This is a genomic window from Streptomyces vinaceus, from assembly GCF_008704935.1.
Taxonomy (GTDB): Bacteria; Actinomycetota; Actinomycetes; order Streptomycetales; family Streptomycetaceae; genus Streptomyces; species Streptomyces vinaceus.
On record NZ_CP023692.1, the window covers coordinates 4,227,409 to 4,253,086 of the forward strand.

A 25,678-nucleotide genomic window follows, 5' to 3' on the forward strand; every position below is an offset into this window, starting at 1 on the left:
TCCACTTTCGAGGACAATTGGGGCGCACTCGACGTTACTCAGCAGTAGGAGCAAGCGCGTGAACCAGGACCGGCGCCGCCAGGCCGAGGACTTCCTGCAGCCCGACGAGCAGTTGATCGCCGTATGTGCCTGCGAGCCGGGTCCGGGCGTGCCGTCCCCGCCGGAGGACCTGCTCGCCCCGCAGGAGCCGGCGGCGCTCGGCCGGCGGATCGAGGAGAAGCTCCCGCGCCCCCTCCAGCAGTTCTTCAAGGCCCGCGCGCACGATCCGCGCCGGGAGGCGGCGGAGCCGGTCCCGGACCCGGCGGACGGCAAGGGCATGGAAGGCGGCTGGCAGAGCGCGGCGGGCCGGTTCCTGGTCGACCGCGCCAACGCGCACGGCGCGCAGACGGACCTCTTGGTGGTGACGGACCGGCGCTGGTTCGCCCTGACGGACGTCTCGCCGCTGTGGCAGTCGACGCCCGTGATGAAGCAGTACTGGGAGGTCCCGCGCTCGGCGGTCACCGTCGTCCGGGCCGCCCCGGGTCTGCAGGGCCGGATGGACATCGAGTTCGCCGACTTCTCGTGGGTGGCCGTCACGGCCGCGACCCCGGCCGAGGCCCCGTCCTTCGCGGCATCCGCGGCCCGCTACCGCTGAGCCGTCCCGCTGCCGCCGTCGCCCCGGCCCACCGGCCGGGGCGACGACGAGCAGGGGCAACGGCGAACAGGGGCGCGCACGGTGGGGCGGGCTAGGCGGGGCCGGCTCCGGTGATCACCGCGAAGGTGCCGCCCTGGGGGTCGGCGAGGACGGCCATGCGGCCGGCCGCCATGTCGAACGCCGGGGCCTTGACGCTGCCGCCGGCCCGCACCGCGGCCGCCTGGATGCTGTCGACGTCGTCGACGGCGAAGTACGGCAGCCAGTGCGGCGGAACCCCGGTCGGCATGGAGGCGAGGTCCATCATCCCGCCGACCGCACGGCCCCCGACCTTGAACTCCGTGTACTCCCCGACGTCCGGGATCTGCGACTTCGCCGTGGTCAGCGGCAGTACGGCGGAGTAGAACGCGGACGCGGCGGGGATGTCCCCGGTGCTCAGCTCGTTCCAGATCAGCGCGCCGTGCTCGTTGACGATGCCCGCCCCGGCGAAGGTGCCGTACTGCCACAGGCCCACGACGGCGCCCGTCGGGTCGGTGATGACGGCCATGCGCCCGAGGTCCATGACGTCCATCGGGCCCGTCATCACGCTGCCGCCCGCGTCCGTGACCGCCTTGAGGGTGGCGTCGATGCCGTCGGTGGCCAGGTACGTGGTCCACACGGTCGGCGGCATCGGGTCCGGGACGGAACCGTCCGGGTTGGACGCGCGCATGATCCCGGCCACCGGCTTGCCCTTGAGGGTGCAGACGGAGTAGCCGCCGGTCTCCGGCGGGCCGATCTCGCCCTGCCAGCCGAAGAGGTCGCGGTAGAAGTCGAGGGCGGCCTGCTGGTCGGGGACCATCAGGTCGATCCAGCAGGGGGTGCCGGCCTGGTAGGGGCCGTTCATGTCGGGCACGGATGCCTCCGGGGCTGCCGATGGGGGGTGGACGGCCGCTCCCTACCCCGCCCCCACCCGCCGAATCGGGCCGTACGGCTGAACGTGCTCAGAGGACGGCCACCGGGGCGACCGGGGTGCCGACGCCCCCGACGAAGGGCTCCGGCATGGCCGACAGCAGGAAGGAGTACCGGTTCTCTTCTGCACAGGCTGTGGACAACTTTTCGAGGTTCCAGTTCTGGCCCTGGTGCATGCCCATCTCCACCAGGTCCAGCGCGTGCACCGGCAGCCACAGGTTCTCGATCTCCGGGGGGAAGATCTCGAAGGTCAGGGTGTCGTTCGCCACCGCCGCCACGTCCCGTGCGTGGAACCACTGCGGCGTACGGACGGACAGCCCGGGCGAGGGGAAACCGTAGCCGTGCTTGTCGCCCGCCAGGTACACCTGGATCTGGCCGGTGCGCACCAGGACGATGTCGCCGGGGCGGACCGTGACCCCGCCGAACTCCTCCGCCTGCGCCAGGTCCTCCGGGGTCACCGCGTGGCCGCCCGGCAGCCGGTCCAGGCCCTTCGCGCGGGCCACGTCCAGCAGGACGCCCCGCGAGACGATGTGCCCGGCCTTGTCGATCCCGCTGAACTCGGCGCGCGCGTGCGCCGTGATCGTGGACGCGGGACGGCCGTTGTAGATGCGGCCGGAGTGGGAGACGTGCGTGAGGGCGTCCCAGTGCGTGGCCGACTGGAGCCCCATCGTCACGGCGTCGTCGCTGCACGCCACCGTGCCCGGCCCGAACAGCTCCTGGTTGATCTGCACCATCGTGTGCAGCGGGTTGACCCGGCCGGGGATCAGGCCGGCTTGGACCCCGTCCTCCTTGAGGGGGAGCGCGAGCGGGATCCGGCGGCCCGTGCGGATCTCGGCCGCGGCCGCCCGGACGACCTCGTCGGTGACCAGGTTCAGGGTGCCGATCTCGTCGTCGGCGCCCCAGCGGCCCCAGTTGTTGACGCGCTTGGCGATGTCGTGGAACTCGGGGGGCATGGTCATGGCTTCCATCAGCTCCTGGGGTGCGCCGGGCAACTGAGGCCGACGAGGGCTTGTGTCTGGGCGTCTGACTGGTCATAGAATCTAACGGACCGTCAGAAAACGCGGGAAGGGGTCGGGCGTGGGGAACTTCTTGGCCGGCAAGGTCGTGGCCGTCACCGGCGCGGGCCGGGGCATCGGGCGGGCCGTGGCACTCGCGGCGGCCGCCGAGGGAGCCAGGGTCGTCGTCAACGACTACGGGGTCGGCATCGAGGGCGGGGAGCCGACGAGCGAGATAGCCGACGGCGTGGTGAAGGAGATCCAGGCCGCCGGCGGCGAGGCCGTCGCCGTCGCCGACGACATCTCGACCATGGCGGGCGGCCAGCGCATCGTCGACACCGCGCTCGCGCAGTTCGGCAGGATCGACGGCGTCGTGTGCGTCGCCGGCATCCTGCGCGAGCGGATGCTGTTCAACATGTCCGAGGAGGAATGGGACCCGGTCGTCGCCACCCACCTCAAGGGCACCTTCACCGTCTTCCGCGCCGCCTCCGCCGTCATGCGCCGCCAGGGATCCGGCACCCTCATCGGCTTCACCAGCGGCAACCACCAGGGTTCCGTCGCCCAGGCCAACTACAGCGCCGCCAAGGGCGGGATCATCTCCCTCGTCCGCTCCGCCGCGCTCGGACTGGCCAAGTACGGGGTCACCGCCAACGCCGTCGCACCCGTGGCCCGCACCCGGATGTCTGCGGGCGTCCCCATGGAGCTCAAGGAGATCGGCGAGCCCGAGGACGTGGCGGCGCTCGTCACCTACCTGCTCTCCGAGAAGGCCGTCGCCGTCGGCGGCGAGAAGATCACCGGGCAGGTCTACACGATCGCCGGCCCGAAGATCGCCGTCTGGGCGCAGCCGCGCGAGCTGCGGGCCGGTTACGCCGAGGGCTCCTGGACCCCCGAGAAGATCGCCGACTTCCTGCCCGGGACGGTGGGCACCGACCCGATGCCGATGCTCGCGCAGCTGGAGGCCATGGCCAAGGCGGCGGCCGCCAAGGACCGCCCCAACGCGTAGGGAGCCCGGACGACATGGACTTCAGCTTCGGGGCCGAGGACGAGGAGCTGCGCGCCCGCGCCCGCTCCTGGCTCACCGGGCACCTGGTGGGCCCGTACGCGGACGCCCTCGGCCTCGGCGGGCCCGGCAGCGAGCACGAGGGGGTCGGGGCCCGGCGCGCGTGGGAGCGCGAGCTGGGCCGGGGCGGCTGGATCGGCCAGGGCTGGGCGCTGCCGTCCGGGGCGTACGGCCAGCAGCGGCTCTCGCTGACCGGCCAGGTCGTCTGGGCCGAGGAGTACGCGGCGCTGCGCGCCCCCGGCCGGGTCGGCCACATCGGGGAGAACCTCCTCGCGCCGACCCTGATCGCGTACGGCTCCCAGGAGCAGCGGGACCGCTTCCTGCCGGGCATCGCACGCGGCGAGGAGCTGTGGTGCCAGGGGTACAGCGAGCCGGGCGCCGGCTCGGACCTGGCAGGGATCCGTACGGCGGCCGTACGGGACCCCGCCGACGGGCGGTTCCGCGTCACCGGGCAGAAGATCTGGACCTCGCTGGCCCGGGACGCCGACTGGTGCTTCGTCCTGGCCCGGACCGAGCCCGGCTCGCGGCGCCACCGCGGGCTGTCCTTCCTGCTCGTACGGATGGACCAGCCGGGGCGGGTCGAGGTCCGCCCGATCCGCCAGATGTCGGGGACGAGCGAGTTCAACGAGGTCTTCTTCGACGGGGCGGTGGCGGCCGAGGCGGTCGGGGGCGAGGGCAACGGCTGGACGGTGGCCATGGGGCTGCTCGCCCTGGAGCGCGGGGTCTCGACCCTCGTCCAGCAGATCGGGTTCGCGGCGGAGCTGGAGCGGGTGGTGGGGGCGTACCTCTCCCGGGGCGCGGCCGGGGACCCCGTGCTGCGCGAACGCCTCGTACGGCAGTGGGCCGAGCTGCGCACGATGCGCTGGAACGCCCTGCGGACCCTCGGGTCCGCCGAAGACCCGGGCGCGCCGAGCGTGGCCAAGCTGCTGTGGGGCGGCTGGCACCGGCGGCTCGGCGAGCTGGCGGTGGCGGTCCGCGGGGCCGGGGCCTCGGCCGGGCCGGCGGACTGGGCGCCGGGGACCCCGTACGAACTCGGACTCGACGAGGAGCAGCGCCTGTTCCTGTTCACCCGCGCCGACACGATCTACGGCGGCTCGGACGAGATCCAGCGGAACATCATCGCCGAGCGCGTGCTCGGCCTGCCTAAGGAGTCCAGGTGAGAGGCGTCGTCTTCGACGGAAAGCAGGCCCGGGTGGTGGAGGATCTGGAGATCCGCGATCCGGGACCGGGGGAGGTGCTGGTCGCGATCGCGGCGGCCGGGCTGTGCCACAGCGACCTGTCGGTGATCGACGGGACGATACCGTTCCCGCCGCCGGTGGTCCTCGGGCACGAGGGTGCGGGCGTGGTGGAGGCGGTCGGGTCGGGCGTGACGCACGTGGCTCCGGGTGACCACGTCTCCCTGTCGACCCTCGCGAACTGCGGGGCCTGCGCGGACTGCGACCGGGGCCGGCCGACGATGTGCCGCAAGGCGATCGGGATGCCGGGGCAGCCGTTCTCGCGGGGCGGGAAGCCGCTGTTCCAGTTCGCCTCCAACTCGGCCTTCGCGGAGCGGACGATCGTCAAGGCCGTCCAGGCCGTGAAGATCCCGGACGACATCCCGCTGACCTCGGCGGCGCTCATCGGCTGCGGTGTCCTGACGGGCGTGGGGGCCGTACTGAACCGGGCCCGCGTCGACCACGGCGAGTCGGTCGTCGTCATCGGTACCGGGGGCATCGGGCTCAACGTGATCCAGGGCGCGCGGATCGCCGGTGCCGGGGCGATCGTGGCGGTGGACGCCAACCCGGCCAAGGAGGCGGTGGCCCGGCGGTTCGGGGCCACGCACTTCGTCGACGCGTCGGCCGTCGCCGACTCCTCGGCGGCGGTGCGCGAGATCCTCCCGACGGGCGCGGACCACGCCTTCGAGTGCGTGGGCAACGTCAAGCTGATCCGCCAGGCCGTCGACCTCCTGGACCGCCACGGTCAGGCGGTCCTGCTCGGGGTGCCGGGCTTCAAGGAGGAGGCCTCGTTCCTGGTCTCGTCCATGTACCTGGACAAGACCATCATGGGCTGCCGGTACGGCTCCTCCCGCCCGCAGCGGGACATCGCCCTGTACGCGGAGCTCTACCGGCAGGGCCGGCTGCTGCTCGACGAGCTGGTCACGGAGACCTACCCGGTCGAGGACTTCGCGAAGGCCGTGGAGGACGCACAGCACGGGCGGGTGGCGCGGGGCGTGCTCACGTTCTGACGTCCTCGCGCCCTGGCGCCCTGAGGTCCTGACGCCCTGGCGCGTACGACGGGAAGGCCCGCCTCCGGCCGGAGGCGGGCCTTCCCGTCGTACGCGGGGCCTACTCGGCGGCGAGCCGGCCGAAGCGGCCCTTGTGGAAGAGGAGCGGGCCGTCCTCGCCGGCGGCGCCCATGGCCTCGACCCGGCCGACGACGATCAGGTGGTCCCCGCCGGTGTGCACGGCGTGGATGCGGCAGTCGATCCAGGCGGGCACGGCGTCGAGCTGCGGTGATCCGGTCACGGGGGCCGGGGTGTGGGTGATCCCCGCGAACTTGTCGGCGCCGCTGACGGCGAAGGCCCGGCACAGCTCGCCCTGCTCGGCGCCCAGGATGTTGACGCAGAACACCCCGGCGCGGGCGATCCGGGGCCAGGTGGTCGACGTACGGGCGACCATGAACGTGACCAGCGGCGGGTCGAGCGACAGCGAGGCGAAGGACTGGCAGGCGAACCCGGCCGGGCCGGCCTCGCCCTCGGCGGCCGGGGCGGTGATGACGGTGACCCCGCTGGCGAAGTTCCCGAGCACGGCCCGGAACTCGGCGGGGCTGACGGGTGCGCGCTCGTCGTCGCCGACGGCCCGCAGATCGGGGCGCGGCAGCGCGTCGACGCGGCCGGCTTCCGGGTCCTGCTCCGACGGGGCGGAGGTGGGGGAGCCGACTGACCTGAGGTATCGGACGACGGTGGCCGCCATCCCTGCGTGTCCCATCACGTCAACGATTGAAGCTGACGGTCCGTCAGATGGGAAGGGGTGCGGGCGGGTGACTCGTGAAGGGGGAGGGTGTATCGTCCCCATCGATTGAACGTGTTCAATTTTGGTTGGGGTGGGGGCATGGGGATGCCGGAGACGCACACGGGACCGGCCGCGCGGGCAGGGAGCCGCTCCCGTCTGTCGACCGGGTCGGAGCTGGCGTTCACGGGGCAGTGCATCGTGGCGGGAGCGGTCTTCCTCGCCACCTCCGGCATGCGCGACGACCACGGCCTCGGCATCGACTCCTCCGTCTTCGTCGCGGTACCGCTGATGACCCTCGTGGTGGTCGTGGCCGCGTACCTGCACCGGCTGCTGTTCACCCTGCCGGTGATGGCGCTGACGCGAGAGCTGGGGAGACCGTGGTCGGCGCCGCTCTGGGGCGGTGGCGTCGCCGCCGCGTACGCCGGCTTGGCCGCGGACGCCTGGGACCTGCCGTACGGCTGGACGCTGCTGTGGATCGCGGGCCCCGGGGTGCTCCCGGTGGTGGCGGCCTCGTACGCGCACCACCGCTCGCTGGGGTGGACCGGTACGGCGGCCCGGGTCGGCGCCGCCACCGGGATCGCGCTGCTCCTCTGCGCGTTCGGCGCCTTCCTGCTGGAGCGGACGGGAATCGGCGCGTACGAGCCGCCCCGGCTGGAGCGGGAGCGGTACGCCGGGGAGTGGACCGGCGGCGGGGGCGCGTACCGGCTGCGGCTGGGCGAGAACGGCGAGGCCGTGGCCGAGAACCTGGCGCTGGTCGCGCCGGCCGGGGTGTGGGACGGGTGCTCGGGGACCGGGACGTGGACGTTCGAGCGGGGGCGGGAGTCCGGCGGCCTCTTCGACCGGGCGCGGGACCGGGTCACGCTCAGGATCGAGGGCTGCGGCGCCCTGCGCGACTGGCAGGTGGCCGGCACGGCCGAACGGCCCGAGCTGTTCAGCGTCATGGGCGATCCGGACGACCTCCACCCCCGGTACGCCGAAACCCTGCACCGGCTGTAGCCGGAGGCCGGCGGGGCGGGGGCGGCGCGGCCCGCGCCGTTCGCCCGTACGGGTGAATCCACTGCCCCGCCGGGATCCGTACGGCGGACAGCCCCGTGGGAGGTCGGCATCGTGGCCCCCGGCCCGATCCACCCGCCCCCCAGGAGGACTCCCATGCTCGGCACCGACTTCCGTCACGGATCGCCCGTCTGGCTCGACCTCGGCAGCCCCGACACCACCGGCGCCGTGAGGTTCTACGGCTCCGTCTTCGGCTGGACCTTCACCGACCTGGGTCCCGACGCCGGCGGGTACGGGTTCTTCCAGGTGGACGGGAAGACCGTCGCCGCCCTCGGGCCGCTCACCGAGGAGGGCGCGGTCTCGGCCTGGATGCTCCACTTCCAGGCCGACGACATCCAGGCCACCGTCTCGGACGTGCGGGCGGGCGGCGGGCAGATCCGGATGGAGCCGACGGACGTCATGGGCGAGGGCTGGCTCGCGCAGGCCACCGACCCGCAGGGCGCCGAGTTCGCGATCTGGCAGCCCGGGAAGACCGCCGGGCTCGGGAAGGCCTCCGACGAGAACTCCCTGGTGTGGGCCGAGTTGCACGTACCCGACCCGGCCGCGGCCATCACCTTCTACAACGGCGTCTTCGGCTGGCGCAGCCAGGAGATGGAGACGCCGGGGATGACGTACCGCGTGCTGAGCCTGAAGGACGGCGACCAGCAGCAGACCTCGTTCGGAGGGGTCGCGCCGATGGGCGACGGGGCCGGCGGGGGCGTCGAGAAGCCGCGCTGGGTCCCGTACTTCAACGTCGCGGACGTGGACGCGACGGTCTCGGCGGCGGACGGGAACGGCGGATCGGTGCTCATGCCGGCCGCGGACGTACCGGACGTCGGCCGGATCGCGTGGGTGGCGGACCCGTCCGGAGCCGTGTTCGCCCTGCTGAAGCCGAACCCGATGGCGTGAGGCGCCTCGCTCAGCGGCCGAGGTACTTGGGCGAACGGCGCTCCACGAAGGCGGCCACGCCCTCGTTCGCGTCGGCGGTGGTCATGTTGATCTCCTGAGCGGTGGCCTCGGCGGCCAGCGCGGCCGCCCGGCCACCGTCCAGGGAGGCGTTGACCAGCTGCTTGGTCAGGGCGAGGGCGCGGGTGGGGCCCTGCGCGAGCCGCTCGGCCCACGCGCGGGCGGTGGCCTCCAGCTCCGGGTCGGGAACGACCCGGTTCACGAGGCCGAGGCGTTCGGCCTCGGCCGCCTGCACGGCGTCGCCGAAGAACATCAGCTCCTTGGTCTTCTGCGGGCCGACGAGGCGGGGCAGCAGGTACGCGCCGCCGCCGTCGGGGACCAGCCCGCGGCGGACGAACACCTCGATGAAGCGGGCCGATTCGGCGGCGATGACGAGGTCGCAGGCGAGGGCGAGATGGGCGCCGATACCGGCGGCCGTGCCGTTGACGGCGGCGAGGACCGGCTTCTCGCAGTCGAGCACGGCGGTGATCAGGCGCTGCGCGCCGAGCTTGATCATGCGGGCCACGTCGCCCGCGATGCGCTCGGCCGGTGAGGCGGGGGCGCCGCGCAGGTCGGCGCCCGCGCAGAAGCCCTTGCCGGTGGCGGTGACGACGACGGCCCGCACGCCCGGGTCGGCGGAGGCCTCGGCGAGCAGTGCGATGACGCGCTCGCGCTGGTCCCAGGTGACGGCGTTCATGGCCTGCGGCCGGTTGAGGGTGATCCACGAGACGCCGCTCTCGACGCGGTGCAGCACGTCTTCGGCGGGGGCGCTGGTCATGGGGCGAACTCCCGTTCGGGGTAGGGGTGGTCGGGGCTCCGCCCCGGGGGACCGGGGCGTGCGGCGCCTCGGTGACGGCTCGCCGGCGCCCGGCCGCGGCTCAGCGGCAGATCGCCAGTGCGTCCAGGGCCACCGCGCCCTGGCCCCGGGGGAGGACCATCAGCGGGTTGATGTCCAGTTCCGAGAGGACGCCGCCCAGTTCGAGCGCCATCCGCTGGACCCGGAGCACCACCTCCACCAGCGCGTCCACGTCCGCCGGCGGGGCGCCCCGTACGCCCTCCAGCAGGGCGTGGCCCCGCAGCTCCGTCAGCATCGCCCGCGCCTGGTCCTCGCCGAAGGGCGGGACGCGGACCGCCGCGTCGTGCAGGACCTCCACCAGCACCCCGCCCAGGCCCACCGTCACCGTCGGGCCGAAGAGCTCGTCCTGGGTGACGCCGACGACCATCTCGACCCCCCGCTCCACCATCTGGCAGACGAGGATGCCGTCCAGCGGGACGTTCTCGTAGCGGGCGATGTCCGTGAGCTCCCGGTAGGCGTCCCGGATCTGGCTCGCCGAGGTCAGGCCGATCTTGACCAGGCCCAGCTCCGTCTTGTGCCCGAGCTGCGGGCCCGAGGCCTTCATCACCACCGGGTAGCCCACCAGCCCCGCGGCCCGTACCGCCGCCGCCGCGCTGGTCACGAGCTGCTCGCGGGGCACCCGTATCCCGTACGCCCGCAGCAGCTGCTTCGCCGCGTGCTCGCTGAGCTGCTGGCCCGGCCGCATGAGCGCCTGCGCCTTGCGGTACGAGGGGGACGGGGTGCGCGGGGCGTCCTCGAAGGGGGAGCGGTAGGCGGCCGTGAAGCGGTGGTGGCCGAGATAGGCGCGGACGGCGGTGATGCAGTTGCCGAACGTGCGGAAGGTGGCCACGCGGGAGGAGCCGAGCAGGGTGGTGCGGTAGGCCTCCTCGGTGCCGACCGGGGAGCCCCAGACCACGCAGACCAGCTTGTCGCTCTGCTCGGCCGCGTCCACCAGGTCCTGCGCGAGCTTGTCGCTCATCGGGGGGAAGGGCCCGGTGATCGGGCAGATCAGGACGCCGACCGCCGGATCGGCGAGGATCGCGTCGATGATCTTGCGGCCGCGCCAGTCGCCGACCGGGTGGCCGCCGTTGTCGACGGGGTTGGCGACGTTCAGGTACGGCGGGATCCACTGGTGGAGTTCGTCCTGCTTGGCCTGCGAGAGGGTGGGCAGGGTCAGGCCCGCCTCGGTCGCGAGGTCCGAGAAGTGGGCTCCGGTGCCACCGGAGATGGAGTACACGACGACCCCGTCGGCCAGCGGCTTGCGGGCCCGGGCGAGCAGCGCGGCGGTGTCCTGGAGCTCGTCCAGCCCGTCGACCCGTATGACGCCGAACTGGCGCATCGCGGCGTCCACGACGGTGTCGGCGCCGGTCAGCTTCCCGGTGTGGGAGGCGGCCATGCGGGCGCCGGTCTCGGTGCGGCCGACCTTGACGGCGACGACGGGGACGCCGTTGCGGGCGGCCCGGTCGGCGGCCAGGAGGAACTGGCGGCCGTCCTTGAGGCCCTCCACGTAGCAGGCGATCGCTCCGACCTCGGGGCGCTCGGCGAAGTAGGAGATGAAGTCGGAGGTCTCCAGGTCGGCCTCGTTGCCCGTCGGAGCCCAGTGGGAGAGCCGGATGCCCAGCTCCTGGAGGGTGTAGACGGGCCGGCCCTGGTGGCCGGACTGGGTGATCAGTGCGATCGCCGGGCCGTCGAGGTCCTCGCGGAACTCCTCGAAGGCGTTGAGGTTGGTGTTCGGGCCGAGCAGGCGCAGGCCGGAGCGCCGGACGGCCGCAGCGAGCCGCTCCTGCGCGGCGGCGCCCTCTCCGCCGGTCTCGGCGAAGCCGGAGGCGAAGGCGACGGCGAACTTCACCTTGGCCTCGGCCAGTTCCTCGATCACCGGCAGCGGATCGCCCACCAGGAGGACGGCGAGGTCCACCTGCTCGGGCAGGTCGGCCACCGAGGCGTGGCAGGCCAGCCCGAAGACGGTGGGGCGGGTGGGGTGCACGGGGTGGATCCGGGCGCCGACGCGCTCCGCCCAGGCGATGAGCTGGCGGGTGATACCGGTGTTCGGTCTGCCTTCGGCGTCGGAGGCGCCGATGACGGCCACCGACTCGGGCCGGAAGAACCGGTCGAGGTCGGGGACGTCGGCGTGCAGGGGCCGTCCGCTGACGTCCACCGCGACCGCGTCCGCGGCGGACGGCGCCGCCGTGGAGTGGACGGCCGTCCTGGGGGTCTCCCCGCAGGCCTCGACACGTGCGCGGAAGTCGGTGGTGAGGGTGCCGTGAGTAGATCCAAGCATCGCTTCGCCCGCTCCTGCTCGATGAACCTCAATAACTGACGCGTAGTCAGATTACTGAACTGACGTGCCGTCAGGAACAGTGCTGCGCAGGAAAGCTGGTGGAGGTGGTGTGTGGAACGGTGACAGATCCCTCCGGTACGGGTCCAGGGCGCGATTCGGCCGCGCCGGACCGGGCGCGGGCGGGCGTGATCCGGGCGGGGCGGGGGTGATCCGGGCGAGGCCGGGCGCGGGCGCGGGTGATCCGGCCCCGTCCGGGCGCGGGTCTCAGGCGAGCGGGTCGACCGGGCGCAGGCCCGTGTCCGGCAGGTCCTCGTACGGCTGTCGCGCCGCCTGGGGGCCCAGCCGGCGGGCCACGGCCCTGGCGATCTTCTCGGCGTCCAGCGCCATCTCGCGGAACATGCCGCTGATGGGGTTGGTGAAGCCGGTGAAGTACAACCCGGGGGCCTGCGCGGCGGTGCGCGTTCCGTGCGTACGGGGACGGCCGCGCCCGTCGAGCACGTCCAGGTGCCCCACCAGCCCCTCCAGGCCGCGGCGGTATCCGGTGGCCGCCACCACCGCGTCCGGGGCGATGCGGGAGCCGTCGGCGAGCACGACCTCCGCGCCCTCGAAGGAGGCCACGGCCGCGACCGGTTCCACCCGCCCCGCGCGGACGGCGTCGATCAGGCCGACGTCCTGGACCGGGATCGCCCCCTCCTTGACCCTGCTGTACAGGCCGGTGGCGGGGCGGGGGAGGCCGTACGCCGTCAGATCGGGTACGGACACCTTGGCCAGGAGCGCGCCGACCCGGTCCACGAGCCGCACGGGCAGCCGCCGGACCAGGATCCCGGTGCGCTGCGCGGGCCAGCCCGCGGTCGAGCGGCGCACGATGTGCGGGGCGGTGCGCACGGCGAGCCGCACCCGCGCGGCGCCGCCCTCGACGAGGTCGACGGCTATCTCGGCGCCGGTGTTGCCGGCCCCGACGACGAGGACGTCCCGGCCCACGTACGGCGCGGCGTTGCGGTACGCGCGGGCGTGCAGGAGCTGTCCGGTGTACGTGTCGCGGCCCGGCCAGCCGGGGAGCGCGGGCGTGTGGTTGAACCCGGTGGCGACGACGACGGCCCGGGCGTCGAGCACCCGCCCGCCGGTCGCGTGCAGCAGCCAGCCGTCCCCGCCGGGGGCGGGGTCGATCCGGGTCACCTCGACGCCGGTGACGAGCTCCAGCGCGTGGAACTCGGCGTACTTCTCCAGGTACCGCACCACGTCGTCCCGCGACACCCACCGCCCGAACCGGCGCGGCATGGCGAGCCCCGGGAGGGCGGAGAGCCGGCGCGTGGTGTGCAGGTGGAGCCGGTCGTAGTGTCCCCGCCAGGAGGAGCCGACGGCATCGGACTTCTCCACGACCACCGCGCGCACCCCGCGGGCGCGCAGCGCGGCGGCCGCGGCGAGGCCGCCGGGCCCGGCGCCGATCACGTAGACCGGGCGGGGCTGGGTGGACAGGTCGGGGGTTTCGGGGACTGCGGGCATGAGGGGTGAGCGTATCGACACACAGCGTTGATGGGTCTCGGACAAGGAGGGAATCGATTGCGGATCGATCACGGGCGCCGGCGGGCGGCCGGCGCGGAGCCGGAGGTTCCGCGCGGTTCCGCGCGGTTCCCCACCGGGGCCTTGCGGGATCGGCGCGGATCCGATGAACTGACGTACCGTCAGATCAAGGGAGGGAGGGCCGATGCAGACCATCTGGCTCAGTGGGGCCGAGTGGCTCGCCGTGCTCCGGATCGGGCTCGGCCTGTGGTGGCTGGAGAGCTGGCGGCACAAGGACAAGAAGGGCTGGTTCGAACGCGGCACGGGCATCGCCTGGGCCGCCGACGTCGCGGGCAAGCACCGCTGGCCCTTCGTCAAGGGCGGCTTCGAAAAGGTCGTGCAGCCGCGCCCACGGCTGATGGCGTACATCGTGGTCTACGCGGAGCTCGCCCTCGGGCTGGGCCTGGTGCTCGGCTTCCTGACCCCGGTCGCACTCGCCGGCGGGCTGCTCCTGAACCTGCTGTACCTGGTACTGATGATCCACGACTGGGCCGAGCAGGGGCAGAACGCGATGATGGCCCTCATCTCGCTCGTCGCGCTCCTCGCGATGGCCTGGCAGACCTGGTCCCTCGACGCGGCGATCGGACTCTTCCTGTGACCACGCGCCACGACCTCCCCGAGGTCGACGACTTCACCCGCCCCTACTGGGACGCGGCCGCCGAGGGCCGGCTCCTGCTGCGCCGCTGCGCGGACTGCGGACGGGCCCACCACTACCCGCGGGAGTTCTGCCCGCACTGCTGGGCCGGGGAGGAGCGGGTGACCTGGGAGCCCGCGAGCGGCCGGGCCACCCTCTACACCTGGTCCGTCGTCCACCGCAACGATCTGCCCCCCTTCGGGGAGCGGGTGCCGTACACCGCCGCGGTCGTGGACCTGGCGGAGGGGCCGCGCATGATGACGGAGGTCGTGGGGTGCGAGGCGGCGGACCTGCGGATCGGCATGCCGCTGCGGGTCGCGTTCCGCGAGGGCGGTCCGGACGCGGCCGCGGCCGCCGTCCCCGTCTTCCGTCCGGACCGCGGATAGGGCTCCCGCGCCGGGCGCCGGGCGCCGGGCGTCGGCGTCGGTCGGTCCGGCGTACGGGGTCACCGTCGCGCGCCGTGTGTGTCACAGGCACGCACCGGTCCGGCGGAACGACTGCCTCCGCGGACGGGGCCGGGCGAACCTGGGGTGTCGCCAGAAAGGCCGGTACCACCTCACCCCTTGGAGCAGCCGGTGTCCTCGCAGGAGATCCAGCTCACGATCACTCCGGAGCAGGCCGCCCACGGCGTGATCCTGCCGGTGTCACTGCCCGGCGGGGTCACGCGCTTGCGGATCCCCTCCGGCTGCCGTGACGGCCAGCTCGTCAGCGTCCGCGCCGGCGGCGCCGAGGTGGCGGTGCGCTTACGGATCGCACCGGCCGCGGGCGCAGCCGCGCCGCCGCCGACCGTCGCCACGCCCACGCCCACGCCCGCGCCGCCGCCGACCGTCGCCGCGCCCGCGGTGCCCGGCCAGCGCCCGTCCAGGTCGGGAAGCACGGCCGGCTGTCTGGCGGTGCTCGCCGCCGTCGCGACCGTGATCATCGCCGCCGTCGCGCTGAACAGCGGGGACGACGGCAAGGGCACTGCCTCCTCCTCGCCCACCCCGACGTACAGCTCCTGGTCGCCCACGCCGCTGCCGACCAGCACCTCGTACACGTCGGGGACGGGCACCGGCTCCGGCAGCAGCTCCGGCAGCAGCTCCGGCAGCGGTTCGTACCCCTCCACCGCCCCCACCGCGGCGGCCCCGGCGCCCAGCCCCTTCGACGCCGGCACCTGCCTCAACGGGCAGCTCCCGGACTCGACGACCGCACAGCGGGTCGAGGACGTGGAGGAGGTCTCCTGCTCGGCGTCGGACGCCCACTACAAGGTCATCCAGCGCTTCGGGTTCACCTCGGACCTGCACAGCTGCGATGCCAACCCGCGTACGGAGTACGCCTTCTCGTACCGCTACACGCTCAACGGAACCCCGATCAACCAGTACGTGTACTGCCTGGTCGGCCTGGGGTCGTACGCCCGCAGCTGACCGGTCTCACGGCCACAGGAGGGTGCGGGTCCAGAGCCCGCCGGGCCCGCGGCGGTAGTGGAGCCGGACGTGGCGGCGGGCGGCGTCGCCCTGGAAGAACTCGACCTCCGTGGCGTCCAGTACGTACCGGGTCCAGGTCGGGGCCGGGGCCTCCGGCTCCGCACCGGCCCGCTCCCAGGCCGCTTCGGAGGCGCGGCGGAGCTCGTCCAGACTGTCGAGCGTCTCGCTCTGACGGCCGGTCAGCGCCGCCGCGAGGGCGCCCCGCGAGCGGACCGCCAGGTCGGCGCGGCTCTCCTCGGGACCGCAGGCGGCGACCCGGCCGCGGATGCGGACCTGGCGGGCGACCGCCGGCCAGTAGAAGCCGAGGGCGGCGTCCGGGCGCCCGGCGAGCTGGCGGCCCTTGGCGCTGGTGGCGTGCGAGGCGAAGTGCCAGCCGCGCGCGTCGGCGTCGTGCAGCATCAAGGTGCGTACGTCGGGCCGCCCCTCGGCGTCCACGGTGGCCAGGCTCATCGTGTGGGGCTCGGGCTGCCCGGCCGCGGCGGCCCCGACGAACCACTCGTGGAAGAGGGGCAGGGGCTCGGCGGGCGCGGAGTCCGGATCGAAGTCCGGCAGCGGGCCGTCCCATACGCGCAGGGAGTGCAGGGTGGTGCGGAAGGCGTCGCCGCTCGTGTCACCGGTCGTCATGGCGCCCATCGAACACCATCCCAGCCGGGCGGGCCGACGCGGACCCGACGGTGTCGACCGTCGGATCCGCGCGGGAGCCGGTGGAGCGGGTGGAGCCGGCGGCTAGTCGGTGCAGTACCTCTTGATCGCCGCGTTGAACGCGGAGTTGTAGGCCTGGTCGTGGGCTTCCTTGGCCTGCTTCTTGCCCTCGTTGTCGGGGACCAGGCCCTGGAGGTTCTGGTTGGCCGGAGGCTTCGGTTCGGCGTCGCAGTTGCCCGCCTGGGCCAGCGTCTTTCCGTCGGTGAAGCCTTCCGTGGCGCCGCGCTGGCGTTCCTTCGTGATCAGCTTCTGGTTGATGGCGTCCTGGGCCTCCTGGCCGCCCAGGCAGGTGGCAGTGGCGCCGCCGTTCTGGAAGGCCTTGTACTTGCCGGCCGCCACCTCACCGGAGGTGAACTTGCCGTCGTCGCCGACCGTGGCGGTGCCGCCACCGGCGCCGTCGGTCTGGTCGAGGAAGACCTTGCCCTTGGCCTTGTCGAACCCCTCGCCGGAGACGATCGCCTTCGTCGCGTCGCCGGCTTTGAGTTCGACGAAGCACGCCGCCGCGGCAGGTGCGGCGACCGGTGCGGCCTTCGGGGCGGCGGCCCATCCCGTGGCGGCCGCCCCGAGGGCGAGCGAGCAGGCTATCAGGGGGGTGAACAGGGTGATGCGGGTTCGTCGGTTCATCGTTGTTCCTCACCTGTGGTGCGGGAGGGTCGAGGAATCACGAGGCCAACACTGCGATGGGGGGCACGCGGTGGGCGTACGGACTCGTGCCCACAGTGCCCGCACAGTGCGCGGGAGCGGGTGCGCTCCACGCGCACGTCCCGATCGGCCCCGGAAGGAGTCCGTCCCTCCTATCGTCCCCCGCCTCCCCGGAGCTGTCGACCGGGAGCCCGGCCGCCCCGGATTCGCCCGCGGTCACCGCCCCAGGATCACCGTCCCGGACGAGCAGAACCAGCCTCCCGTGCCCGAGGCCACGGCCACTTCGGGGAGCCGGCCTCCCCGCTTGGTGACCTGGCGGCCCGGGCCCGCCTCGCCGCGCAGCTGCCGTACCGCCTCGACCAGGAGGAACAGGCCCCGCATACCGGGGTGGCAGGCCGAGAGGCCGCCGCCGTCGGTGTTGACCGGGAGTTCGCCGTCGCGCAGCAGCCGGCCCTTCTCGACGAAGGCGCCGCCCTCGCCCTTCGCGCAGAAGCCGAGGTCCTCCAGGGTGACCAGCGTCATGTACGTGAACGCGTCGTAGATCTGGGCGATGTCGACGTCCGCCGGGGTCAACCCGGCCCGCTCGAACGCGAGGCGGCCCGAGACCGCCGCCGGTGAGACCGTGAAGTCCTCCCACTGCGACATCGTGGTGTGCGAGACCGAGGTGCCCGAGCCCAGGATCCAGACCGGCGCCTTCGCCGTGTCCGGTACGTACTCCTCCGCCGCCAGCAGCACCGCGCAGCCGCCGTCCGAGCGGATGCAGCAGTGCAGCTTCGTGAACGGGTCCGCGATCATCTCCCCGGACAGGACCTCGTCGACCGTGATCGGATCGCGGAACATCGCGTCCGGGTTGGCCGCCGCGTTCGCCCGGGCCTGGACCGCCACCGAGGCGAGCTGCTCCAGCGTGGTCCCGTACGCGTGCATGTGGCGGCGGGCGGCCATCGCGTACTTCGAGACGAGCGTGTGCCCGTACGGCACTTCGAACTGGAGCGGGCCCCGCGCCCCGAACGAGAGGTTCGAGGTGCGCCGGCGGGCCTTGATGTCGGCGCGCGCGGTGGACCCGTACACGAGAAGCACGGCGTTGGCGCGGCCCGCCGCTATCGCGTCCGCCGCGTGCGCCGCCATGACCTCCCAGGTGGAGCCGCCCACCGAGGTGGAGTCGACCCAGGTGGGGCGCAGTCCCAGGTACTCGGCCACCTCCACCGGTGCGAGGGTGCCGAGGCCGGCCGAGGCGAAACCGTCGATGACCGAGCGGTCCAGGCCGGAGTCGGCCAGGGCCCGGCGGGCGGCCTGCGCGTGCAGGGCGTAGGGGGTGGGACCGTCCACCCGGCCGCAGTCGGAGAGGGCGACGCCGACGACGGCGACCCGGCGGCGTCCGTTGCGAGGTTCAGTCGTGGGTCCAGGCATGCACCGAAACGTACATCTGACGTACTGTCAGTTTCTAGTCCACGCCGCGCGTCCCCGCGATGCCGGCGGCCCCAGCCCCTGTGCATCTGTCGCCGCCCGCCCTAACATGACGGCCCGTCAGATACGGGAGGAGCCCGACGATGGACGCCGCCTTCACCGCGGAGCAGGACGAGATGCGCCGCACCCTGCGCGAGATCCTGGGCAAACGCTGCGGCCCGGACGAGGTCAAGGCCGCCGTCCGCACCGCCGCCGGACACGACCGCGAGCTCTGGCAGCAGCTCGCGCGGCAGCTCGGCCTGCCCGGCATCGCCGTCGCCGAGGAGTACGGGGGCGTCGGCTGCACCCCGGCCGACCTGGCGCTGGCCTGCGAGGAGACCGGGCGGGCGCTGCTGCCCTCGCCCCTGCTGGCCACCGCCGTGCTCGCCGTACCGCTGATCACCGCCCTGGGCACCGATGCGCAGCGCTCCGCCCTGCTCCCGCCGCTCGCCGCCGGCGGGCTCACCGCGGCCCTCGCCGTCCCCGGCCCGGCACTGTCCACGGCCCTCGCGCTGACCGGCGAGAACGCCCCCGGGGAGTGGGCCGGCGGGGGCCGGGCGGGCGGGGTGCAGGCCCGGCCCGGGGCGGACGGGGGCTGGCGGCTGTACGGGGAGGCCGCCCAGGTGCTCGACGGGCACAGCGCCTCCCTCCTGCTGGTCGCCGCGCACACCGGCGGCTTCGCCCGCAGCCGGACCCTGCTGTTCCTCGTACGGGAGGGCGCGCCCGGCCTGGCCCGCTCACGGCAGGCCACCTTGGACGAGACCCGGCCGCAGGCCCGGATCCAGCTCCGCGACACCCCGGCCGAACTGCTCGGGGCCGACGCCGCGGGCGCCACCGGCGACGGGGTCCTCGCCGCGCTCGCCGCCACGGGACGCACCGCGGCCGCCGTCCTCGCCGCCGAGGCCGTCGGCGCGGCAGGGCAGGCGCTGGCCCGCACGGTGGAGTACGTACGCCAGCGCGAGCAGTTCGGCCGGCCCATCGGCTCCTTCCAGGCGGTCAAACACCGGCTCGCCGACCTCTACGTCCACGTCCAGGCGGCCCGCTCGGCGGCCTACTACGCCGCCTGGGACCCGCGGCAGGGCGGACTCGCCCTCGCCCAGGCCCTCGAAGCCCTGCGGATCACGGCCGGAGAGGCGATCCAGCTGCACGGCGGCATCGGCTTCACCTGGGAGCACGACGCGCACCTCTACTTCAAGCGGGCCGCGGCCGACGAGCTGCTCTTCGGCCCCGTCCACCGGCTGCGGGCGCACGCCGCCCACCGCGCGGGCCTGTTCACCACCCCACAAGAGAAGGTGGCCGTCTGATGGCAATGGCAGCCGGCGTCAAGCTGATGCAGAAGGTCTCCTCGACCATGCTGTTCGCCAGGATCGCACCGCATTTCATCCCCGCCATGGACAAGGCGGTGCACAAGCTGACCCGCGGCAAGGCCATGCTGAGCGCCCGGATGCTCCCCGGTGTGATCCTGACCGCCAAGGGCGCCAAGACGGGCGAGCCGCGTACGACGCCGCTCGCCTGCATGCCGGAGGAGGGGGGCGTCAGCTGGCTCCTGATCGGCTCCAACTTCGGCCGCCCCGGACATCCGGCGTGGACCGCGAACCTGCTCAAGAACCCGGAAGCGGAGGTGAGTTGGAAGGGTGAGGACATTGCGGTGCGGGCCCGGCTGCTGGAGGGGGAGGAGCGCGCGCGGGCATGGCGGGCCGTGCTGAGGTTCTGGCCGCCGTACGCGACGTACCAGGCGCGCATCGAGCGCGAGATCCGGCTGTTCCGCCTGGAGCGTCGCTGATCGCGGCGGAAGGAGAGGGCGGCGGAAGGGGAGACGGCGGAAGGGGAGACGGCGGAAGGGGAGGACGGCGGACCCGGTGAGGGTCCGCCGCTACTTGGTCGGCTTCTTCCCCGTGATGCCCAGGTGGACGAGCAGTGCCAGGTTCGGCTTGAGCTCGGCCTGCTTGACGCCCCAGGTCTGGAAGCCCTTCTGGTGCGAGGCGACCGCGGCCAGCATCGCCACCAGCGAGCCCGCCATCGCCGCCGGGCTGAGGTCCTTGTCGACCTTGCCCTTGGCCTGGAGCTCCTTCATCGAATCCGTGAGGGAGTTGGTGACGGAGTTCAGGATCTTCATGCGGATCTTGTAGAAGCGCTTGTCGCCCTCGGCCGCGCCGAGGTCGACGACCCGCAGGATCGCGTCGTTGCGCCGCCAGAAGTCCAGGAATCCCTCGACGAGTTCCTCGGCGGCCTGCCAGCCGGCCTTGCCGACCCAGCTGCGGCCCTCGACGAGCGCCGTCAACTGCGCGCCCTCCGTGGCCATTTGCTCGGCGATCTCCAGGACGGCGCCCTCGACGTCCGGGAAGTACTGGTAGAAGGTCGCGGGGGAGGTGCCGGCCTTGCGCGCGACGTCGATCACCTTGACGTCGCGGTACGGCGAGGAGCTGAGCATCTCGCTGAGGCAGTCGAGCAGCTTCTGCCGCGTCGCCTGACCGCGCCGGCCGGCAACGCGGCCGTCGACGGTGCGTACTTGTCCTGTCATGCCGTCAGCTTACCGAGGGGTGATCCGCGCGCGATTCGGCCGCCTGCAAATGGGGTTACGTGACCCCTGGCCTGGGTGAAGACCGCGCCCCGGGCCGGTGCGCATGGCGGTTTCCGGGCGGCGGACGTGTCGATTCCGGGCCCATTCCGCACAGATCCGGTGCGAAATCCGGGCGCCCGAGGCACGGCCCACCCCGCCCGCTTCCTCTAGAAATCCCCCGATTAGTCTTATCAACAGGCTGTGGACAAGTTTTCGGGCAGATCATGGCTGAGGGACATAGAAGGGCACAACGGAAGGAACCGGGCCATGGCCGCATTCGCGGAGGGAACACCCTGCTGGGTGGACGCCTCGCTGCCGGACGTCGAGGCCGGGAAGCGCTTCTACGGTGAGCTCTTCGGGTGGACCTTCTCCGCCGGCGCGGGCCCCGAATACGGCGGTTACACCCAGGCCTACAGCCGCGGCCGCAACGTCGCCGCCCTCGCCCCCAAACCCGACGGCCGCATGCCCACCGTATGGGGGATCTACCTCTACACCGTCGACGCCTACGCGTGCGCCTCCCGCATCCGCGCCTCCGGCGGCCAGATGGTCATGGACCCCCAGCCGGTGGGCCCGTACGGCGGCGCCGCGCTGGCCGCCGACCCCGGCGGAGCCGTCTTCGGCCTGTGGCAGCCCGGCAGCCACCACGGCTTCGAGGCCCAGCAGGAGCCGTACACGTACTGCTGGAGCGAGGTCTACACGCGCGCCCGCGACGCCGTCGACGTCTTCTACGCCAACGTCTTCGGCTACGTCCCCGAGGACCAGGACGACGCCGGCAGCGGCGTCGAGTACCGCCTGTGGTCCCCGCCCGGCAGCCGCCCCGGGGCCGAGACCGCGGTCCTGGGCCGCAGCCTGATCACCGACGCGTTCCCGGAGATCATGCCGGCGCACTTCCTCGTGTACTTCGCCGTCCCGGACGTGGACGAATCCGTCGCGACGGTCAAGCGGCTCGGCGGCCGCGTCACCGCGGACCCCTTCGACACCCCGCACGGGCGGATCGCGGTCGTCGCCGACAACCAGGGCGCGGTGTTCGCCCTGCTCTCCGAGCCCCGTACGGGCCCGCTCGGGTAAGGGGTGCCCGGGGGACGTCCGCGCCCGGGCCCCGACTGTGACGACGCGCCCCTCGCGCGGGCCTGACAGAATCGGGGTTGCGCGACCCCGGGCGGCGCCCGGGGTGAGACGCTGCACGGGGCCGACCGCCGTGCCGGCGCGCGTGCAGGTGGGAACGGGCCCGGCGAGGGCCCGTACGGGGATTGTGAGGCGAGTGGTGGAGCAGCTGACGCAGCACGACCCGAGACGGATCGGCCCCTTCGAGGTGCTGGGACGGCTCGGCGCCGGCGGCATGGGGCTGGTCTATCTCGCACGGTCGGCATCCGGACGCCGGGTGGCGATCAAGACGGTGCGGACCGAGCTCGCCGAGGACCAGCTCTTCCGGGTGCGCTTCACCCGTGAGGTGGAGGCGGCGCGCGCCGTCTCCGGCTTCTACACCGCCGCCGTGGTCGACGCCGACCCGCGGGCCGCCGTGCCGTGGCTGGCGACCGCGTACGTCCCGGCGCCCTCCCTGGAGGAGATCGTCAACGAGTGCGGGCCGATGCCCGCCCAGGCCGTACGGTGGCTCGCCGCCGGCATCGCCGAGGCCCTGCAGTCCATCCACGGGGCGGGCCTGGTCCACCGCGACCTGAAGCCGTCCAACGTGCTCGTCGTCGAGGACGGCCCGCGCGTGATCGACTTCGGCATCGCGAGCGGTGTCTCCAACACCCGCCTGACCATGACGAACGTCGCCGTCGGCACGCCCGCGTACATGTCGCCCGAGCAGGCGAAGGACTCGCGCAGCGTCAAGGGGGCCAGCGACGTCTTCTCGCTCGGCTCCACCCTCGTCTTCGCCGCGACCGGGCATCCGCCGTACCACGGGGCCAACCCGGTGGAGACGGTGTTCATGCTGCTGCGCGACGAGCCCAACCTGGAGGGGCTCCCGGACGAGCTGCGGCCCCTGATCGACTCCTGCATGCAGATGGACGCCACCCAGCGCCCGACCCCGGCCGACCTGCAGGCGCAGCTCGCCCCGCACCTCTTCGACGGCGGGGACGACAGCGGCACCGCCTCGGCGTGGCTGCCGGGCCGGGCCGTCGCGATGATCGAGGCCCGGCGCGCCGGGCAGCGTACGGCCGCCGCACCGGTCCCCGCGCCCGGCCGCGGCCCGGGGCGCGGCTCCGACGCCCCGACGCACCGCCGCGAGCCCGGCCGCGGCGCCGGCCCGGGCGCCGGCGACCCCTGGGTCGACCCGCGGACCGGCCAGGCCCTGCCCCAGCGCCCGCAGCACCCGCCGCGGCCGGTCGCCCCGGCGCCGTCCGGCGAACCGGTGCGGCTGGCCGGCTCCCCGGTGCCGATCGGGCCCGGACCGCGCGCGAGCGCCGCCGCGCCCGCCGCGCACGCGGCCGCCGCCGACTCGGCGACCGGCTGGGTCCGCCCTCCGGGCGGCGTGGTGGCCACCTCCCAGGGCCGCGCCCCGGCCTCCTCCTCCGCCTCGCCCGTGGTGCCCTCGCCCGCCGCGGGGCCCGACAGCGGCCGCTGGCGGCCCTGGCGCTTCCGCATGTCGAACGAGGTCTGGGGCACCCCGACCGTCGCCGGGGACCTGCTGTACGTGACCTCCTTCGAGGTGCACGCCCTGGACGTGGCCAGCGGCCGCCGCCAGTTCAAGACCCGCGACGTCGCCTGGTCCATGGCCGTCTCGGACGGCCGCATCCACGCCTCCGACGGCCCCTCCCTCTACGCGCTCGACGCCGGCGACGGCTCCGAGCGCTGGCGGCTGAACACCGACGCCTGGGTGTACGCGCTGCGCGCCGACCGGGGCACCGTCGTCACCGCCACGCGCGGCGGCGGCGTACAGGGCTGGGAGGCTTCCAACGGGCAGAAGCTGTGGGAGCTGACCGGCGCCCAGAGCGACTTCGAGACCCCCGAGGCGGCCCCCGTCCTCCACGAGGGCACGGTGTACGTGTGGCAGGAGGCGCGGCTGCGCGCCCTCGACGCGCGCAGCGGCCGCGAGTCCTGGTCGTACCCGGTCGGCGACGCGGCCTCCTGCGGCAACGTCCCCGTACGGGTCACCCCGGCCCCCGACGGCAACGTCTACATCGCCGCCGGCACCCGCGTACTGTCCGTGGACCGCGCCTCGGGGCGGGTCCGCTGGCACTTCGAGGCCCCGGCGGTCTTCCTGGCGCCCCCCGCGTTCGCGCCGGGCGCGGCGGTCACGGGCGGCGGGGTCTACCTCGCCGACTACCTGGGCACGGTCTACGCCCTGGACGCGGCCACCGGCAACGACCGCTGGCGCATCGCCACCGAGCCGCGCCCGTCCTCGGACCCGGTGATGGTCGCGGGCGGCAACGTCCACCTGGGCGCGGGCAGCGCGCTGTACACGCTCGACGCGGTCACGGGCACCCCGAAGTGGCGCTTCGCCGCGGGCGGCGAGATCACCGGCCCGCCGGCGGTCGCGGACGGCCGGGTGCACTTCGGATCGGCCGACCACTGCCTGTACACGCTGGACGCGGCGGGCGGCCAGCTGCGCTGGAAGCTGGCCACCGGCGGGGAGATCACGGGGGCCCCGGTGGCCGAGGCGGGCGTGGTCTACGCATGCAGCAAGGACCGCTGCGTCTACGCGCTGGACGCTGCCAAGGGCACGGGGACCCGTACCGCCGGGTGAGGGTTTTCGGGCCCCTCCGAGTCGCGTGCGGCACCGGGAGTGACAGGATGGACCCCATGAGCAACGTTTACTTCGACATCAACATCAACGGCGCCCCGGCCGGCCGCATCGTCTTCAACCTCTTCGACGATGTCGTCCCGCAGACGGCGCGCAACTTCCGCGAGCTGGCCACCGGCCAGAACGGCTTCGGCTACGCCGGTTCCGGTTTCCACCGGGTCATCCCCCAGTTCATGCTCCAGGGCGGTGACTTCACCAACCACAACGGCACCGGTGGCAAGTCCATCTACGGTGAGAAGTTCGCCGACGAGAACTTCAACCTGAAGCACGACCGCCCGTACCTGCTGTCGATGGCGAACGCCGGCCGCAACACCAACGGCTCGCAGTTCTTCATCACCACCGTCGTCACCCCGTGGCTGGACGGCAAGCACGTCGTCTTCGGCGAGGTCGTCGAGGGCCAGGCCCTGGTCGACCAGATCGAGGCCCTGGGCTCCCAGTCCGGCGCCCCCAAGGGCAAGATCGAGATCGCCGCCTCCGGCGTAGTCGACAAGGCCTGACCCACCGCGCACCACCCGCCGCACCGGCTGGTCGGCCCCGCCCCCGCACGTGGGACGGGGCCGCCGCCGTTTGCCGGGGAAGAGGAGATCGGGCCGCAGCCTTCCCCCGGCTTGCCGAAGCAGGCGGCAGTGGTCACCGGCCGAACAGCAGAGTCGACCTCGAACGGGAGCCCCACCAGTGGCTGCACGAAGCAGGCGCCACGTCACCGCGATGACGCTTCTGGGCGCCCTGACCCTCACCGCAGGATGCTCGTCCGCGGACGGCACACCCCAGGGCACGTACGACCCCCGGTCCCGCAGCCGCCAGGAAGTGGAGAAGGAGGTCGGCGACCTGTCGAGCGGGGCGCTCGGCCTGACCCGGATCAACGGCAAGGTGACCGAGGGGGGACCGGCGGTCTCCCCCTGCGGCACGAGCGAGGAGAAGAAGGGCCTCCGGTCCGTCCGGCACGTCTGGTCCGTTTACGGCGTGGACCACGACGCGCTCGGCCAGGGCATGCGGAGTCTCGCCGTACAACTTCCGGCGAACGGCTGGAAGGTCGTGAAGAACGGCCCGAACCCCCACACCAAGGCCAAGACGCCCGAGGTCTTCGCCGTCCACGAGACGACCCGCACCCAGCTCGAGGCCAGCTGGATGGACGGCTCCGACGGAGGCGAGGAACTGATCAACTTCAGCGTGTACTCCGAGTGCTTCAAGGACACCGACCCGGAGTGACGC

General features: G+C 73.4%; 25 protein-coding genes. 15 read left to right on the forward strand and 10 right to left on the reverse strand.

All coding sequences use genetic code 11. The features are described from left to right. Nucleotides 1-58: 58 nt before the first annotated feature. Complete coding sequence (locus CP980_RS19085) at nucleotides 59-634, forward strand: hypothetical protein (RefSeq protein ID WP_132757651.1); 576 nt, start codon at nucleotides 59-61, stop codon at nucleotides 632-634. Nucleotides 635-725: 91 nt separating this feature from the next. On the opposite strand, the gene CP980_RS19090 is transcribed toward CP980_RS19085, so the two are convergent. Both CP980_RS19090 and CP980_RS19095 read right to left on the reverse strand, forming a co-directional pair. Then, the gene (locus CP980_RS19090) at nucleotides 726-1,514 is read right to left on the reverse strand and encodes a VOC family protein (RefSeq protein WP_150530269.1); all 789 of its coding nucleotides are present in this window, start codon (nucleotides 1,512-1,514) and stop codon (nucleotides 726-728) included. A 97-nt stretch (nucleotides 1,515-1,611) separates the two neighbouring features. Next, nucleotides 1,612-2,538, reverse strand: coding sequence for a cyclase family protein (locus CP980_RS19095; protein ID WP_132757649.1), 927 nt, complete (start codon nucleotides 2,536-2,538; stop codon nucleotides 1,612-1,614). Nucleotides 2,539-2,656: 118 nt separating this feature from the next. Here CP980_RS19095 and CP980_RS19100 point away from each other — a divergent pair, with 118 nt between their 5' ends. The 3 genes from CP980_RS19100 to CP980_RS19110 are packed head-to-tail and all read left to right on the forward strand — an operon-like array spanning nucleotide 2,657 to nucleotide 5,858. After that, nucleotides 2,657-3,577: an SDR family oxidoreductase gene (locus CP980_RS19100; RefSeq protein ID WP_132757647.1), complete on the forward strand. Its 921-nt coding sequence runs from the start codon at nucleotides 2,657-2,659 to the stop codon at nucleotides 3,575-3,577. A gap of 14 nt (nucleotides 3,578-3,591) precedes the next feature. Beyond that, nucleotides 3,592-4,794, forward strand: a complete 1,203-nt coding sequence (locus CP980_RS19105) for an acyl-CoA dehydrogenase family protein (RefSeq protein WP_132757645.1) — start codon at nucleotides 3,592-3,594, stop codon at nucleotides 4,792-4,794. Then, nucleotides 4,791-5,858 carry a Zn-dependent alcohol dehydrogenase gene (locus CP980_RS19110; protein ID WP_132757643.1) on the forward strand — a complete coding sequence of 356 codons (1,068 nt, stop codon included), beginning with the start codon at nucleotides 4,791-4,793 and terminating at the stop codon, nucleotides 5,856-5,858. The genes CP980_RS19105 and CP980_RS19110 overlap by 4 nt, the downstream gene beginning before the upstream one ends. Before the next feature lie 100 nt (nucleotides 5,859-5,958). On the opposite strand, the gene CP980_RS19115 is transcribed toward CP980_RS19110, so the two are convergent. Beyond that, nucleotides 5,959-6,585, reverse strand: a complete 627-nt coding sequence (locus tag CP980_RS19115; RefSeq protein ID WP_132757967.1) for a flavin reductase family protein — start codon at nucleotides 6,583-6,585, stop codon at nucleotides 5,959-5,961. Nucleotides 6,586-6,723: 138 nt separating this feature from the next. Between CP980_RS19115 and CP980_RS19120 the strand changes: the two genes are divergently transcribed. Together CP980_RS19120 and CP980_RS19125 are read left to right on the forward strand one after the other, a co-directional pair. Beyond that, nucleotides 6,724-7,620 carry a hypothetical protein gene (locus tag CP980_RS19120; protein WP_150528678.1) on the forward strand — a complete coding sequence of 299 codons (897 nt, stop codon included), beginning with the start codon at nucleotides 6,724-6,726 and terminating at the stop codon, nucleotides 7,618-7,620. A gap of 153 nt (nucleotides 7,621-7,773) precedes the next feature. After that, the gene (locus CP980_RS19125) at nucleotides 7,774-8,565 is read left to right on the forward strand and encodes a VOC family protein (RefSeq protein ID WP_132757639.1); all 792 of its coding nucleotides are present in this window, start codon (nucleotides 7,774-7,776) and stop codon (nucleotides 8,563-8,565) included. Nucleotides 8,566-8,575: 10 nt separating this feature from the next. On the opposite strand, the gene CP980_RS19130 is transcribed toward CP980_RS19125, so the two are convergent. The 3 genes from CP980_RS19130 to CP980_RS19140 form a co-directional block, all read right to left on the reverse strand. After that, nucleotides 8,576-9,379, reverse strand: a complete 804-nt coding sequence (locus tag CP980_RS19130; RefSeq protein ID WP_150528679.1) for an enoyl-CoA hydratase/isomerase family protein — start codon at nucleotides 9,377-9,379, stop codon at nucleotides 8,576-8,578. Between the two features lie 100 nt (nucleotides 9,380-9,479). Next, on the reverse strand, nucleotides 9,480-11,714 hold the full coding sequence (locus tag CP980_RS19135; RefSeq protein ID WP_132757635.1) for an acetate--CoA ligase family protein: 2,235 nt from the start codon (nucleotides 11,712-11,714) through the stop codon (nucleotides 9,480-9,482). 264 nt (nucleotides 11,715-11,978) lie between these two features. Next, nucleotides 11,979-13,217, reverse strand: a complete 1,239-nt coding sequence (locus CP980_RS19140) for a flavin-containing monooxygenase (protein ID WP_150528680.1) — start codon at nucleotides 13,215-13,217, stop codon at nucleotides 11,979-11,981. A gap of 202 nt (nucleotides 13,218-13,419) precedes the next feature. On the opposite strand from CP980_RS19140, the gene CP980_RS19145 reads away from it, so the two are divergent. The 3 genes from CP980_RS19145 (at nucleotide 13,420) to CP980_RS19155 (ending at nucleotide 15,311) form a co-directional block, all read left to right on the forward strand. Next, nucleotides 13,420-13,872, forward strand: coding sequence for a DoxX family membrane protein (locus CP980_RS19145; protein WP_132757631.1), 453 nt, complete (start codon nucleotides 13,420-13,422; stop codon nucleotides 13,870-13,872). After that, nucleotides 13,869-14,294 carry a Zn-ribbon domain-containing OB-fold protein gene (locus CP980_RS19150; RefSeq protein ID WP_189999033.1) on the forward strand — a complete coding sequence of 142 codons (426 nt, stop codon included), beginning with the start codon at nucleotides 13,869-13,871 and terminating at the stop codon, nucleotides 14,292-14,294. The genes CP980_RS19145 and CP980_RS19150 overlap by 4 nt, the downstream gene beginning before the upstream one ends. 189 nt (nucleotides 14,295-14,483) lie before the next feature. Further along, nucleotides 14,484-15,311, forward strand: a complete 828-nt coding sequence (locus CP980_RS19155; RefSeq protein WP_150528681.1) for an LppU/SCO3897 family protein — start codon at nucleotides 14,484-14,486, stop codon at nucleotides 15,309-15,311. Between the two features lie 6 nt (nucleotides 15,312-15,317). Here CP980_RS19155 and CP980_RS19160 read toward each other — a convergent pair whose 3' ends face one another. The 3 genes from CP980_RS19160 to CP980_RS19170 form a co-directional block, all read right to left on the reverse strand. Continuing rightward, nucleotides 15,318-15,995: a pyridoxine/pyridoxamine 5'-phosphate oxidase gene (locus tag CP980_RS19160; RefSeq protein WP_167535853.1), complete on the reverse strand. Its 678-nt coding sequence runs from the start codon at nucleotides 15,993-15,995 to the stop codon at nucleotides 15,318-15,320. Nucleotides 15,996-16,097: 102 nt separating this feature from the next. Further along, nucleotides 16,098-16,697 carry a hypothetical protein gene (locus tag CP980_RS19165; protein WP_150528683.1) on the reverse strand — a complete coding sequence of 200 codons (600 nt, stop codon included), beginning with the start codon at nucleotides 16,695-16,697 and terminating at the stop codon, nucleotides 16,098-16,100. Between the two features lie 234 nt (nucleotides 16,698-16,931). Continuing rightward, nucleotides 16,932-18,122, reverse strand: coding sequence for a thiolase C-terminal domain-containing protein (locus CP980_RS19170; protein WP_132757623.1), 1,191 nt, complete (start codon nucleotides 18,120-18,122; stop codon nucleotides 16,932-16,934). Nucleotides 18,123-18,262: 140 nt separating this feature from the next. Here CP980_RS19170 and CP980_RS19175 point away from each other — a divergent pair, with 140 nt between their 5' ends. Beyond that, nucleotides 18,263-19,462 (forward strand): acyl-CoA dehydrogenase family protein, encoded by a 1,200-nt coding sequence (locus CP980_RS19175; protein WP_132757621.1) that lies wholly within the window; start codon nucleotides 18,263-18,265, stop codon nucleotides 19,460-19,462. Nucleotides 19,463-19,467: 5 nt separating this feature from the next. After that, complete coding sequence (locus tag CP980_RS19180; protein WP_150530270.1) at nucleotides 19,468-19,941, forward strand: nitroreductase family deazaflavin-dependent oxidoreductase; 474 nt, start codon at nucleotides 19,468-19,470, stop codon at nucleotides 19,939-19,941. Nucleotides 19,942-20,031: 90 nt separating this feature from the next. Here the strand turns inward: CP980_RS19180 and CP980_RS19185 are convergent, their stop codons facing one another. Continuing rightward, complete coding sequence (locus CP980_RS19185) at nucleotides 20,032-20,679, reverse strand: TetR family transcriptional regulator (RefSeq protein ID WP_132757619.1); 648 nt, start codon at nucleotides 20,677-20,679, stop codon at nucleotides 20,032-20,034. A gap of 306 nt (nucleotides 20,680-20,985) precedes the next feature. Here CP980_RS19185 and CP980_RS19190 point away from each other — a divergent pair, with 306 nt between their 5' ends. The 4 genes from CP980_RS19190 (at nucleotide 20,986) to CP980_RS19205 (ending at nucleotide 25,675) form a co-directional block, all read left to right on the forward strand. After that, nucleotides 20,986-21,786, forward strand: coding sequence for a VOC family protein (locus CP980_RS19190; protein WP_099891406.1), 801 nt, complete (start codon nucleotides 20,986-20,988; stop codon nucleotides 21,784-21,786). A 196-nt stretch (nucleotides 21,787-21,982) separates the two neighbouring features. Then, nucleotides 21,983-24,409, forward strand: coding sequence for a protein serine/threonine kinase AfsK (gene afsK, locus CP980_RS19195; RefSeq protein WP_150530271.1), 2,427 nt, complete (start codon nucleotides 21,983-21,985; stop codon nucleotides 24,407-24,409). Between the two features lie 56 nt (nucleotides 24,410-24,465). After that, complete coding sequence (locus tag CP980_RS19200) at nucleotides 24,466-24,963, forward strand: peptidylprolyl isomerase (RefSeq protein WP_132757618.1); 498 nt, start codon at nucleotides 24,466-24,468, stop codon at nucleotides 24,961-24,963. Nucleotides 24,964-25,141: 178 nt separating this feature from the next. Beyond that, nucleotides 25,142-25,675 (forward strand): hypothetical protein, encoded by a 534-nt coding sequence (locus CP980_RS19205; RefSeq protein ID WP_150528684.1) that lies wholly within the window; start codon nucleotides 25,142-25,144, stop codon nucleotides 25,673-25,675. Nucleotides 25,676-25,678 lie beyond the last annotated feature (3 nt).